This window comes from Streptomyces sp. NRRL S-1022, from assembly GCF_000720135.1.
GTDB lineage: Bacteria > Actinomycetota > Actinomycetes > Streptomycetales > Streptomycetaceae > Streptomyces.
On sequence record NZ_JOIU01000053.1, the window covers coordinates 1 to 13,069 of the forward strand.

Genomic DNA, 13,069 nt, shown 5'->3' on the forward strand with positions numbered 1-13,069 from the left:
GGCCGGAACGGCGGTGGGGGTGGCAGCTGGGCGGTCAGGCGGTGGGCGAGGAGGGCCGCCGGGCGGGTCAGGGGCTCGTTCGGCAGGTTCGCGGTCAGGGCGTGGCGCACGGCGGTGGGGGTGAGGTCGCGTTCCAGCCAGGCGGCGACGCCCGGGGCGAGGTGTTCGGCGTCGGTGGCCGAGAGGAGCAGGCGGGGGTCGTGGCGGCGCAGGCCGGCGAGGACGTCGACGGCGGTCCGGAGGAGGGCGGGCGCGCCGTACGACGGCTGGGGGACTGCGGGGAGGCGCTTGCGTGGCGCGGGCTCGTCCGGAGCCGAGCGCCGGACGGGCCTGCGCGCGGTTGTCTCCCGGGCGGCGCGGTGACCGGGCCGGTTGCAGGAGACCGTGCGGGTGACGATCCGGCCGGTGGGGGTGCGCTCGCGGGTGCGGCGCAGGTAGCCGTGGCCCTCCAGCTCCCGCAGGGCCGCTGCGATGCGGGTGGGGCCCTCGGGGAAGCGGGCGGCGAGGGTCTTGATGTCGACGGCGGTGCCCGGCCGCACCGACTGGATGTAGCAGGCCAGACCGATGGCGAGCAGGGACAGCTCCGGGTGCTGGGCCAGGTCGTTGCCGATCACCGTGAAGTTCTCGGTGTGGCGGACGTGGTCGTGGGTGACGCCGGCGACCGGCTGCCCGTCGGGGTGGTTTTTGCCCGGGATCCGGGACTGGGCGGGCGTGGCCGCGCTAGGGTTTTCGGTGTCCATCGGGGAAGGTCCGTTCCTCGGTGGTCAGGCCCTCGCACTGGGATGCCAGTCCCGGCGAGGGCCGTCGCATGTCTGGGGTTGCTCGGGTGCCGCTGTCGCCGAGCGTAGGGCAGGCAACCGGTCCCGAATCCAGTCCAGTTGGCATATTCACTCGCGGGAGTGAGTTTGCCCGGCGGGAGGGAGGGGTGGGGCTTGGCGGGGTCCTTTCCCCCCGGTGGGTAGTGCGTAGGGAGCGCAGGTCGGACCGGCGATTGGGCGGTCACGTTCCGGCGCGGGCCGTCTCCGGGCAGGTCACTCGGCGTGGCCGGATGCGCCTACCGTGACTCAGTGACGCTGTGCTTGCGTGTGGTGACTGTCCGGTCGGTGTCCGGTGGGTCCGGGCTTGTCGAGGCGTCGCGTACGGGTAGGGCGTGGCTGGTACGAGGCGGTACGACGGAGGGGCGCGCATGTCGGTGGACGGCGAGGTTCGGCGGCTGAGGACCGAGGCTGACGAGCCGGGGTGGGAGGTGGACCCGGACGACGAGTGGGGCGTGGCGGTGGTCGCCACCGTGGGGCGGCAGCTGAAGCTGCGGCGGGAGGCCGTGGGGATGCGGGCCGGTGACTTCGGGAAGTCCGTGGGCTACGGCGAGGATCTCGTCTACAAGATCGAGAGCGGCAAGCGGATTCCCCGGCCGGAGTATCTGGACAGGGCGGACGAGGTGTTGGGGGCGGGTGGGCTGCTGTCGGCGATGAAGGAGGACGTGGCCAAGGTCCGGTATCCGAAAAAGGTGCGAGACCTGGCACAGATGGAGGCGCGGGCGGTCGAGATCGGGGTGTACGAGAACAGCAACATCGCCGGTCTGTTGCAGACCGAGGAGCACATGCGGGCGCTCTTCGGCGCGTGGCTTCCTGCCTACTCGGACCAGGAGACAGAGCGCATGGTGGCTGCCCGCATGGCTCGCCGCTCGATCTTCGAGCGGTCACCCGCGCCGACGCTCAGCTTCGTCCAGGAAGAGTCGACGCTCCGGCGGCCGGTTGGGGGCAGAATGGTGTGGCGTCGACAGCTCGAACGCTTGCTTGAGCTGGGGGAGTTGCGGAACGTTTCGATCCAGGTGATGCCGACAGACATCGAGGAACACTCGGGTACGGGCGGGGTCATCGAGGTGCTGAAGTTCCCGGAGGGTACGGCGGTGGGGCGCTCCGAGGGGGCGTTCAATGGCCGCCCCGTGACCGATCCGAAGCAGATCCGCATCCTTGACCTGCGCTATAGCATGATCCGGGCCCAGGCGCTCACGCCCCGAGAGTCGCGGGCGTTCATCGAGCAGATGCTTGGAGAAACATGAGCGGTAACCCCACCTCCGGTGACGGCCCCGCGCTGGCGTGGTTCAAGAGCAGCTACAGCAGCAGCGGCGACGGCAACTCCTGCGTCGAGGTCGCCACCACCCCCGGCACCATCCACGTCCGTGACTCCAAGTACCGGGACGTCGGCCCCCGCCTCGCCCTCGGCCCGGAGTCATGGGCTGACTTCGTGGCGTACGCGTCCGGGAGCTGACCCCGCGACCGACGTGCCCTCACCTGGTCAGGACGACCAGACCGAGGTGAGGGTTGTCGAAACCGACCGGGGCGCCGGTGGGGGCGGTCAGGCGGGCTCGCCGCCGAAGCGGTCCTTGTAGGTGGCCAGGTCCTCGTCCGTGAGCTTGGCGAAGAGGACCGGCGGGACCGTGAACGGGGTGCCGGACGGGACCGAGGCCAGGGCCTTCGCCTCGTCCTGGGTCACCCAGGCGGCGGTGTCGTCCGGCAGGGAGAACGCCTCGCGCATCGTCTTCGCCGTCGCCGGGATGAACGGCTCGGAGACCACCGCGTACAGGTGGATCAGGTTCATCGCCGTGCGCAGGGTGAGGGCCGCGCCCTCCTTGTCGGTCTTGATCTCCAGCCAGGGGGCCTTCTCCTCCAGGTAGGAGTTGCCGGCCGACCACAGGGCGCGCAGCGCCGCCGCGGCCTTGCGGAACTGGAGGGCCTCCATGTGCTCCTCGTACTCGGAAAGGAGGCGGGCGATCTCCTCGCCCAGCTTCCGCTCCGCCTCGCCCGGCTCGCCGCCCGCGGGGACCTCCTCGCCGAAGCGCTTCCGGGAGAAGGACAGCACGCGGTTGACGAAGTTGCCGAGGGTGTCGGCCAGGTCCTTGTTCACCGTGGCGGTGAAGTGCTCCCAGGTGAAGGACGAGTCGTCCGACTCGGGGGCGTTGGCGATCAGGAAGTAGCGCCAGTAGTCGGCGGGCAGGATGTCCAGCGCCTGGTCGGTGAAGACGCCCCGCTTCTGCGAGGTGGAGAACTTGCCGCCGTAGTACGTCAGCCAGTTGAACGCCTTGACGTAGTCGACCTTCTTCCACGGCTCGCGCACGCCCAGCTCGGTGGCCGGGAACATCACCGTGTGGAAGGGGACGTTGTCCTTCGCCATGAACTCGGTGTAGCGGACGGTGTCGTCCGCCTCGTACCACCAGGACTTCCAGTCGCGGTTCTGCGGGTCCTGGTCGGCCCATTCCTTCGTCGCGCCGATGTACTCGATCGGGGCGTCGAACCAGACGTAGAAGACCTTGCCCTCGGCCGCCAGCTCCGGCCAGGTGTCCGCCGGGACCGGGACGCCCCAGTCCAGGTCACGGGTGATCGCCCGGTCGTGCAGGCCCTCGTTCAGCCACTTGCGGGCGATGGAGGAGGCGAGCTGCGGCCAGTCCGCCTCGTGCCGGGCGACCCACTGCTCGACCTCGTGCTGCAGCTTGGACTGGAGCAGGAAGAGGTGCTTGGTCTCGCGGACCTCCAGGTCCGTGGAGCCGGAGATCGCCGAACGCGGGTTGATCAGGTCGGTCGGGTCCAGCACGCGGGTGCAGTTCTCGCACTGGTCGCCGCGGGCCTTGTCGTAGCCGCAGTGCGGGCAGGTGCCCTCCACGTAGCGGTCCGGCAGGAAGCGGCCGTCGGTGGGCGAGTAGACCTGGCGGATCGCGCGCTCTTCGATGAAGCCGTTCTCGTTCAGCTTGCGGGCGAAGTGCTGGGTGATCTCGCGGTTCTCCGGGCTGGAGCTGCGGCCGAAGTAGTCGAACGCGAGCGCGAAGCCGTCGTAGACCGCCTTCTGGGCGTCGTGCGCCTGCGCGCAGAACTCGGCCACCGGCAGGCCCTGCTCCTTGGCGGCCAGCTCGGCGGGGGTGCCGTGCTCGTCCGTCGCGCAGATGTACAGGACGTCGTGGCCGCGCTGGCGGAGGTACCGGGAGTACACGTCCGCCGGGAGCATGGACCCCACCATGTTGCCCAGGTGCTTGATCCCGTTGATGTACGGAAGGGCGCTGGTGATGAGGTGTCGAGCCATCGCGGGCTGCTCCCAGGTCGCTACGTGTACGAACCTTGAAATCGTAGCCGACGTGTGTATGCCGCCCGCTCCCGTTCTGCGGGGTGAGAAGCGGGCGGCATCGGTTTCAGCGACGGTTACGGGCGCCAGTTCGCCAGTACGCCCTCGTACAGCTGGGTGTCCGTGAGCTCGCGGGGGGTGGGGCCCGCGTGGAAGAAGGACGTGTTCGGGGTCTTCAGCTTGCGGAGGTAGTCGAAGGCCTTGTTGTCGTGGTCGCCGAAGGCGACGAAGGAGAAGAACACGGCAGGGTCGGACTCGGCGGCCTCCGTGAGGGCCTCGGTGGCCGGGGTCTTCGCGTCCGGTGCGCCGTCGGTCTGGAAGACGACCAGGGCGGGGGTGGTGCCGGCGGTGTTCTTGCGGTGGTGGGTGAGTACGGCGTCCACGGCGGCGTGGTAGCTGGTACGGCCCATGCGGCCGAGGCCGGCGTGTACGTCGTCGATCCTGGTCTCGTGGTCGGGGGTGAGGGTGAGGTCGGCGGTGCCGTCGACCTCCGTCGAGAAGAAGACGACGTGGACCGTGGCCTCGGGGTCGAGGTGGGCGGCGAGGGCGAGGGTCTGGTCGGCGAGGGCCTGGGCGGAGCCGTCCTTGTAGTACGGGCGCATGCTCGCGGAGCGGTCCAGCACGAGGTAGAGCTTCGCTCGGGTGCCGGTGAGGTCGGTCTTCTTCAGCGTGGCCGCGGCGGCCTTGTAGGCGGTGGCCAGGGCGGGGGCGTGAGCCTTGACCTTGGCGAGGGTGGTGGCGGGTTTGGGGGTGGCGGGCGCGGGTGCCTGCGGCGCGGGTGCCTGCGGCGCCTGGGGGGTCGGGGCCGCCTCGGCTTCGCCTTCGGCGTCCGTGTTCCCACGGGGTGCCTGCGGCGCCTGCGGGTCCGCCTCGGCTTCGCCTTCGGCGTCCGTGTTCCCACCCGCACCACCCGTGCGGGTTGCGTTGTCGGGTGCGGGTTGCGCCTGTGGGGTGTCCTCGCCGTCGGCGGCCTGCGGCACCGTCGTCGCCTCGACAGCCTCCGCGTCAGCCTCGGTCTCCGCCTCGGCTTCCTCCACGGTGGCCGGTGCCGGCTCCAGCTCCGGCTTCGCCGCCTTCGCCGTCACCGGCTCGGGGTCCGTCTCGGTCGGCTGCTCGGCCTTCTCCTCGACCTTTGCCTCGGCCTCGGCCGGGGCCGGCTCCGTGGGCTGGGCCGGAACGGGCTCCTCGGCCTTCTCCTCAGTCTCGGCCTTGGCCTCAGTCTCGGCCTTGGCCTCAGTCTCGGCCTCGACCGGGACGGGCTCCTCGGCCTTCGCCTCAGCTTCGGGCTCGGCCGGAGCAGGCTCTTCGGTCTTCTCCTGAACCTGGACCTCGGGCTCGGCCGGAACGGGCTGCTCGGCCTTCTCCTCGGGCTTGGCCGGGGCGGGCTGCTCGGGCTGCTTCTCGGCCTCGGGCTCGGTGGCCTCCGGGTCGGGTGGGGTCGGCTGGTGGGGGACCTTGATGCGGTCGAAGGCCGCTGTCACCAGGTCGTGTTCCCCGGGGTCGGCGGCCTCCGAAGGGGACTGGCGGGGGTCCGGGACGGCGGTCGCACCCTCCGGGGCGGTGGCTCGTGACTTGTGGGAGCGGCCGAATGCGTTCCGCAGGAGAGTGAGAATGCCCATGTGCGCAACCCTTCACGTGAGGTTGTAGCCCGTCGATCCCTGGCCAGGACGGACACGTAAGGTTAGCGGCCTTGTGCGGCCGGACCGTGTCAGTGCGGAGATGTGAGGGCGCGGGCCGCGGCGACCTCCTGGCGGAGGGGTTCGAGGACGCTGCCCGCGGGCCCGGTCAGATCGGTGCGCACCGCTGTCAGCGTCTCCGTGTTCCGTACGCCTTCGGACAGCTCCCGCAGTTGCAGGGTCACCTGGGCCAGCTCGCCGGAGGACGGCGGTGCGGCGCCGTGCCGGACGCGGACGCGGGCCGCCGTCGTGGCGTCCACGATCCGTTCGACGGCGACGACCAGCGGCCACCAGGCCGCGGCCCGCCGGCCGGTCGGCGGCGGTTCGGTCAGGGCCCGCTGGAACTCGGTGCGGATGACGGACAGGTCGCGGTAGAGCCGCCGGCGCATGCGGGCCCGGGCGGCGGGCGCGGTGCCGGGATGGAACGCGGCTTCCACGTAGGCCGCGGTGTCGGCCACCGCCTCGGCCAGGCGGTCGCCCACCCGGGTGTGCCAGCTCTCCGGCCAGAGGAGGTAACCGGCGGTCAGGGCGATCGCGCAGCCGATGAGGGAGTCGTTCAGCCGGGGCAGCAGCAGGGCGGTGCCCCGGTGGTTGAGGACGTCGGAGAGCAGGAGGATCACCGGGGTGATGGCGGCCGTCTGGAAGCCGTAGCCGCGCGGGGTGAGGGCCGGGACGAGGGGGGCCAGGAGGAAGAGGACCGGTACGTCCCACCAGCCCAGCGGGACCTCGGCCAGGATCACCGCGGCGAGCACCAGGCCGGCCACCGTGCCGAGCGCGCGCAGCAGGGCGCGGGAGAAGACCGAGCCGAAGTCGGGCTTGAGGACGAAGGTGATGGTCAGGGCGACCCAGTAGGAGCGGGGGACGGGGATCAGGGAGACCAGGGCCTGGGCGATGCCGATGCAGAGCGCGAGGCGTACGCCGTAGCGCCAGGAGTTGGCGGACAGGACGACGGTGCGGGCGGCGCGGGCGGTGCGGATGCCGAGGGCGGCGGGCCGGCCGAGGCGGTCGTCGATGCCGCGGGGGTCGACGTCGGGCGCGGCGACGACCTCGGCGGCGTGCCGCAGGGCGTGGTCCACCGCGCGGGCGGTCTCGGTGGTGGGGACGGGCAGGCGCAGGGGCGGCAGGGTGCCGTCCGCGACGACGGCCGTCGCCAGGTGGTGGAGTGCCTGCGGGATCTGCGCGGGGAGCGGGCGGCCGGCCAGGTGGGCCGCCGGTGCCGCTTCGATCACCGGCGTGACGGCGTTCAACTGAGCGAGCAGGCGGGTGAGTTCGGGGCTGCGGCCGTGGTGGCGGGCGCGCCGGGCGAGGATCAGGTCGTACGCCTCGTTCAGGGACTGGGTGACGGCGCGGCGGGCCTCCTCGTACTCCTCGGTGCGGTCGGTGCCGGCGGTGGTGAGGAGGGCGGCGACCGTGCGGTAGGTGGCGGCGACCGCCGCCCGTTCGGGGACGCCCGCGCGCAGCGGCCAGGTCAGCAGGGCCAGCAGGAGGACGAGGAGGCCGCCGCCGGTCATCAGGGCGGGGGCCAGCCACCAGGGGGAGGGCAGCGGGAGGCCGGCGCCGACCACGCAGTTCAGCAGGAGCAGCAGTCCGGAGACGGAGGCCACCGCGCCGATCGTCGAGATCATGCCGGAGACCAGCGCGACCCCGGTGACCGCGGCGACCGCGTACCAGCCGTGGCCGTACGCCAGCGTGCCCAGGGTGACGCCGACCGCGCCGAAGAGCTGGGGGACGGCGATGTTGAGGATGCGCATGCGGTAGGCGTCGGCGGTGTCGCCGATGACGCCGGACAGGGCGCCCATGGAGGCGAGGGCGCCGTAGGCGGGGCGGCCGGCGGCCAGGCCGAGGGCCAGGGGGAGGGCCATGGCGAGAGCGGCGCGGGCGACGGCGGGCCGGTTGACGGGGGCCTGCTGGGGTTTGAGGTTCCGGACCAGCCAGTCGGGAGGGGTGAGGCCGATGGGGAACTCTCGGGGCATGGGCCCATTATGGATTGTTCGGCCGGTTTCGGTTCTCGCGCGGGGGTGCGGGAGCCCGGTGGGGGTGTGCCCGCGGTCAGCCGTCCAGCCGGGCCAGGAAGGCCGCCAGGGCCCGGTTGAACTCCTCGGGGCGTTCCAGGTTGGGCAGGTGTGCGGCGCCCTCGATGACGTGCAGGGCGGAGTCGGGGAGGGCCGCGTGCATCGCCTCGGCGTCGGAGACGGGGGTGTAGGTGTCGTCGGCGCCGACCAGGACGAGGGCGGGCACGGTCACCCGGGTCAGCAGGGCGCGGTAGTCGGGGCGTTCGGCCCGGCCGCGCAGGGCGGCGGCGGCGCCCTCGGGGGAGGTGGTGGTCATCATGCGGTGCACGTGGGCCTTGACCTCGGGGCGGGCGTAGGGGGCGACCATCTTCTCCAGCACCTCGTCGGCGTAGCCGCGCATGCCCTCGGCGAGCAGCCTCTCGGCCATGGCGGCGCGGGCCCGCCGGCCCTCGGGGGTCTCGGCGGCGGGGAAGGTGTCGGCGAGGACCAGGCCGCGGATCCGGTCGCCGAGGAGGCCGTGGCACGCCATGACGATCTGGCCGCCCATGGACAGGCCGGCCAGGACGAAGGTGTCCACGCCCAGGTGGTCCAGGAGGTCCGCGATGTCGCGGGCGTGGCGGGAGAGGGGGACGGTGCCGGGGGTGACCGGGGAGGCGCCGTAGCCGCGCAGGTCGGGGGCGATCACCCGGCGGCCGGCGGCGAACTCGGCGAGCTGCGGCTGCCACATCGTGCGGTCGAAGGGGTGTCCGTGGACGAGGACGAGGGGAACCCGGGAGGAGGGTCCGGGGTCTTTGTCCTCGAATGCGAGGAAGGGGGGCATGGCAACGACCCTAGGGCGCCCCATGGCTCGGTGCAATAAAATCTTTGCCCTCGGTGCAATTCAACGCACCGGAGAACAGGGGGACTTGTGGACGACTACCGGCGCATCGCCGACCGGATCGCGGCCGACATCACCGGCGGGCGGCTCAGGCCCGGCCAACGGCTGCCACCGCAGCGGGCGTTCGCGCGCCGGCACGGCATCGCGCCCTCCACGGCCGGCCGGGTGTACGCCGAACTCGTGCGCCGGGGCCTGGTGGTGGGCGAGGTGGGGCGCGGCACGTTCGTGCGGGCCACCGCGCCGGACGGACAGCCGGGAATCGCCCTGACCGAGGCGGCCGGTGCCCCGCTCGTCAACCTGGAGCTGAACTACCCCGCCGTGCCCGGCCAGTCGGAGCTGCTGGCCCCGGCGCTGGCCCCGCTGCTGCGCCCGGACGCGCTCGGCGAGGCGCTGCGGCCGGCCGCCGCCGCGGGCACCCCCGCGGCCCGGGCGGCGGTCTCCGCCCTGCTCGCCCGCGGCGGGCTGCCGGCCGCCCCGGAACGGATCGTGTTCACCGGCAACGCCCGGCAGGCGATCGCCGCCACCCTCGCCGCCCTGGTCCGGCCCGGCGGCCGGGTCGGGGTGGAACCGCTGACGTATCCGCTGGTCAAGGAGATCGCGGCGCGTCTCGGACTGGCCCTGGTGCCGCTCGCCACGGACGCGGAGGGACCCGTGCCGCAGGCGGTGGCCGACGCCCACCGGAGCGCGCCGCTGTCCGCGCTCTACCTCCAGCCCGCCCTGCACAACCCGACCTCGCTGACGACGAGCGCCGGACGGCTGCGGCAGCTCGCCGACTGTGTCCACAGGCTGGGGATACCGGTGGTCGAGGACCGGATCTGGGCCTTCCTGGACCCCGGCGGCACACCCCCGCTCGCCGCGCTCGCGCCCGGCCTGGTGCACCTCGTCGACAGCCTCTCCAAGCGGGTCGCCCCCGGCCTCACCGTCGGCTTCGCCGTCGTGCCGCGGGACCGCGTCGAGGCGGTGGCGCGGGCCGTGCGGTCCGGCGGGTGGAGCGCGGGCGCCTTCGCGCTGGAGGCGGCCGTGCGGTGGCTCGGCGACGGCACCGTGGACCGGCTGGTCGCCGCCAAGCGGCAGGACGCGCGGCGGCGCCAGCGGCTGGTCGCCGGGAAGCTCGCCGGGTTCGCCGTACGGTCCGACCCGGCCGCCTACTTCGCCTGGTGGGAGCTGCCCGCGCCGTGGCGGGCGGACACGTTCACGGCCGCCGCGCGGGCGCACGGCATCGCCGTCACCCCGGGTACGGCCTTCTGCGTCGGCCCCGGCCGCACCCCGGACGCGGTCAGGCTCGGGCTCGGCTCGGCCCCGGAGCCCCAGCTGGCCCGGGCGCTTCAGACCCTCGCCGGCGTCGCGCGGGACGGGGCAGCCGCAGGTACCGGGTGAGCCAGGCGGTGAGGGCCACCGCCAGGCCGAGGCCCAGCAGCAGCCAGGCGGCCGAGCGCAGGGTGCCGGTCAGGGCGTCGTAGACGGCGCCCGCGGCCGGGTGGGAGACGCCGGCCGGCAGGTCGGCCAGGGTCAGGCCGCGGCCGACGTGCAGGGCGAGGACGAGCAGGGCGCCGCCCAGGGCCGTGCCCAGGGCGGTGGCGGCGACCGCCCGGCGCCGGCGCACGGCGAGCGCGATGCCGCCGGCGGCGAGGGCGACGGCCGCGACCGGTAGCCAGAATCCGGCGACTTCGAGCACGTGGAACCCCTTCCGCAGCGTGGCCAGCCGGTCCGCCGGGAGCACGGCGACCGCGGTGTGCTCCACCGGGATCCGCGCGGCGAGCGGCACGTGATCACGGGTGAGCTGGCGTTTGACCTGGGCGGTGACGGGCGCCAGGTCGACGGTGACGGCGCGGTCGTCGTCCGTGCGCAGGGCGTTCAGGACGGCGTCGTGGGTGACCTGGTTGCCGGTGTCCCAGGCCAGCCGGAAGGCCCGGGTGTGGGTGAAGGAGCGGACCGCGTCCTGGACGAACGGGCGTACCGAGCCGCGGACCGGGCTGATGTCGAGGTGCTCGTCCACCGCCCGCAGGATGCCGTCGCCCAGGGTGTCCACGACGGCCTCCCGCACGGCCGGGTCGGCGGCGAGCGGCGCCATCGTGGTGACGTACCGGCCCGTGTCGGCGAGTCCGTACGCCGCCCAGGCCGCCAGCGTGCCGAACGGCACGAACAGGCAGGACAGGGCGATCAGCACGGCCGACAGGGCGCTCCTGAGGCGTGGGGGCACCCTTCCAGGCAAGGGCCGCCGGAGCGGGCGCGCGAGCGGGGGGACTGCGTTCGGGGGCTCTCCGGTGGAGGGTTCACCCGAACGGGTGTTTCCTGGTGCTGTGGAGGATGAAGAGGCCGGTGTGCACCCCTGGTGACGCGGGCCGGAGGGACAGGGGAAGAACAGGGGAGCGCGTGGGCCCCGGCCGAGCGGCCGGGGCCCACGCGCACACCCCGTTGGGCCCCGCTCAGCGGACGCGGCGGCCGTAGGCGTCCTCGCGGACGTAGTAGCGGAAGAAGAACACGATGAAGGTGATCGCCGCCCACAGCAGGGACATCAGCACCGAGCGCACCAGGTCGTCGTGCGGGCCCTGGCCGGAGCCCTGGGTGGAGAAGAAGCTGCCGGTCTGGCTGTAGAGGAAGCCGTACGCGCAGCCGACGAACGCCGACCACGACAGCGCGTGCACCTCCCGCCGCAACCGCGGGCCCAGTGTCAGCAGGGCCGCGCACACCACCGCGAACACCAGCGCGCTGACGAGGCCGAGCAGCCAGTTCCAGCCGGTGACGGGACCGCCGTCCCGGTTGTTGGCCGCGACCCAGTAGCCGTAGACCAGCCCCAGGACGACCGGGACGGCCACCCGGCCGAGCGCGTGGGTCCGCGCGTCGAGGACGTCGGGCGGGCGCGCGATCACGTCGGACCGCCGGCGCTCCATCTCGGGCGTACGGCCGGGCCGGGACGTTCCGCCGGGCACGGGTGCCGCTTGAGCCATGAGAGCACTCCTCACTCCTCGCCCCCGGATCCGCCCCGCGTCGGGGCACGTCTCCAGGGCACACCGGGGAACCCGGCCCGGCAACTCGGCCAGGAGGGTGACGGGTGCCCGGATGCGTGCGGCTCTCCCCCGTGTTTCGCTGAAGGAAGTCAGGACAGGAAGGGCTGCCCGCCGTGACGGAGATGGAGTACGGCCGGCGCCGGCCGCTACTGGTGATCCGGGGGCGGAGCATCGGGTGGCTGCCGCCCCTGCTGCTGCTCGCCGCCGTCATCCTGCTGGACTTCAACACCGGCGAGCACTTCCGGATCATCACCTGGATCGTCCTGGTCCCGGGTACCGCCGCCGCGATGTGCGGGGTGTGGACGACGGCCGCCTACAGCGTGGCCTCGCTGGTCACGTACGTCGCCGTGGACAGCGCCTGGCCCGCCGAGTACCAGGCCGGGTTCGGCGACTTCGTCCTGGTCGCCCTCGGCGGGGCCCTCGCCACGCTGGTCGCCGCCGTGCGGGTGCGGCAGGAACGGCAGCTCGTGCACATCCAGGACATCGCCGAGACCACCCGGCGCACAGTGCTGCGCCCGCTGCCGCCCGGGTGGGCCGGCCTGGAACACGCCGGGGTGTACCTGGCCGCCGACGTCGACGCCCGGGTCGGCGGGGACTTCTACGACATCCAGCCCGGCCCGCACGGCACCCGGGTGCTCGTCGGCGACGTGCAGGGCAAGGGGCTCGGCGCGGTGGAGGCCGCCGCCGCGCTGCTCGGCACGTTCCGGGAGGCCGGCTACCACGAGAAGGACCTCACGACCGTCGCCGAACGCCTGGAGACCCGGATGCTGCGGCACCGCTCGCACCGCGCGGCGCTCGGGCGGAGCGACGGCGACCGCTTCGCCACGGCCGTTCTCATCGCCTTCCCCGAGGGCGCCCCCGGCGTGATCGACGTGGTCAACTTCGGCCACGAGCCGCCGCTCGCCGTCGGCCCGCGCGGGGTGCGCGAGCTGCCCTGCGGCGACGGGCTGCCGATCGGTCTCACCGACCTCGCGGGCGGCCTGCCGCCGGTGCACCGGGTGCCGGTGGCCGCCGACGAGACGCTGCTCTTCGTCACCGACGGCGTGACCGAGGCCCGCGACGGCCCCGGGACGTTCTTCCCCCTCGCCGACGAGGTCGCCCGCGCCGTCCGGGCCGACCCAGCCCGCACGGACCCGCGCCGCCTGGTCCGCCGGGTCCGCGACGGGGTGCTCCGGCACAGCGGGGGCTGCCTGGAGGACGACACGACGATCTTCGCGGTACGGAGGGCCGCGGAGGGGCCGGCGGGGGCCGGGCAGGAGCAGGGTGCCGCGGGCGGGCCGGGGTGAGAAGGGGCGCGGGACGCGCGGCGCGCGCCGGGGCGGGGCGTGTGCCGGCGGTGAGGTGAGAGGGGGTGGGCGGTGCGTGGTGCGCCGGGAGTGGGCC

11 protein-coding genes are annotated in these 13,069 nt (G+C 73.5%); 4 read left to right on the top strand and 7 right to left on the bottom strand.

Translation table 11 applies throughout. The annotated features are described in order from the left end of the window. Positions 1-740, bottom strand: a 740-nt coding sequence (locus tag IG05_RS0140230) for a DNA-binding protein (protein WP_030349066.1), incomplete at its 3' end; no start/stop codon positions are given. A 446-nt stretch (positions 741-1,186) separates the two neighbouring features. Here IG05_RS0140230 and IG05_RS0140235 point away from each other — a divergent pair. Continuing rightward, on the top strand, positions 1,187-2,062 hold the full coding sequence (locus IG05_RS0140235) for a helix-turn-helix domain-containing protein (protein ID WP_030349067.1): 876 nt from the start codon (positions 1,187-1,189) through the stop codon (positions 2,060-2,062). Continuing rightward, on the top strand, positions 2,059-2,271 hold the full coding sequence (locus IG05_RS0140240; RefSeq protein ID WP_030349068.1) for a DUF397 domain-containing protein: 213 nt from the start codon (positions 2,059-2,061) through the stop codon (positions 2,269-2,271). Before IG05_RS0140235 ends, IG05_RS0140240 begins: the two co-directional genes overlap by 4 nt. Before the next feature lie 87 nt (positions 2,272-2,358). On the opposite strand, the gene metG is transcribed toward IG05_RS0140240, so the two are convergent. The 4 genes from metG to IG05_RS0140260 form a co-directional block, all read right to left on the bottom strand. Continuing rightward, the gene (gene metG, locus IG05_RS0140245; RefSeq protein WP_030349069.1) at positions 2,359-4,074 is read right to left on the bottom strand and encodes a methionine--tRNA ligase; all 1,716 of its coding nucleotides are present in this window, start codon (positions 4,072-4,074) and stop codon (positions 2,359-2,361) included. 116 nt (positions 4,075-4,190) lie between these two features. After that, positions 4,191-5,732 (bottom strand): VWA domain-containing protein, encoded by a 1,542-nt coding sequence (locus tag IG05_RS0140250; RefSeq protein ID WP_030349070.1) that lies wholly within the window; start codon positions 5,730-5,732, stop codon positions 4,191-4,193. A gap of 89 nt (positions 5,733-5,821) precedes the next feature. Continuing rightward, complete coding sequence (locus IG05_RS0140255; protein WP_030349071.1) at positions 5,822-7,762, bottom strand: FUSC family protein; 1,941 nt, start codon at positions 7,760-7,762, stop codon at positions 5,822-5,824. Positions 7,763-7,838: 76 nt separating this feature from the next. After that, a complete protein-coding gene (locus tag IG05_RS0140260) occupies positions 7,839-8,621 on the bottom strand; it encodes an alpha/beta fold hydrolase (RefSeq protein ID WP_030349072.1) in 783 nt (260 codons plus the stop codon). Between the two features lie 87 nt (positions 8,622-8,708). Between IG05_RS0140260 and IG05_RS0140265 the strand changes: the two genes are divergently transcribed. Further along, a complete protein-coding gene (locus tag IG05_RS0140265; protein WP_030349073.1) occupies positions 8,709-10,055 on the top strand; it encodes a PLP-dependent aminotransferase family protein in 1,347 nt (448 codons plus the stop codon). Here the strand turns inward: IG05_RS0140265 and IG05_RS0140270 are convergent. After that, on the bottom strand, positions 9,955-10,878 hold the full coding sequence (locus IG05_RS0140270; RefSeq protein ID WP_037815770.1) for a hypothetical protein: 924 nt from the start codon (positions 10,876-10,878) through the stop codon (positions 9,955-9,957). The genes IG05_RS0140265 and IG05_RS0140270 overlap by 101 nt on opposite strands. Before the next feature lie 226 nt (positions 10,879-11,104). Then, the gene (locus tag IG05_RS0140275; RefSeq protein WP_030349075.1) at positions 11,105-11,626 is read right to left on the bottom strand and encodes a hypothetical protein; all 522 of its coding nucleotides are present in this window, start codon (positions 11,624-11,626) and stop codon (positions 11,105-11,107) included. A 182-nt stretch (positions 11,627-11,808) separates the two neighbouring features. Here IG05_RS0140275 and IG05_RS0140280 point away from each other — a divergent pair, with 182 nt between their 5' ends. After that, positions 11,809-12,972, top strand: coding sequence for a PP2C family protein-serine/threonine phosphatase (locus IG05_RS0140280; RefSeq protein ID WP_051790827.1), 1,164 nt, complete (start codon positions 11,809-11,811; stop codon positions 12,970-12,972). Positions 12,973-13,069 lie beyond the last annotated feature (97 nt).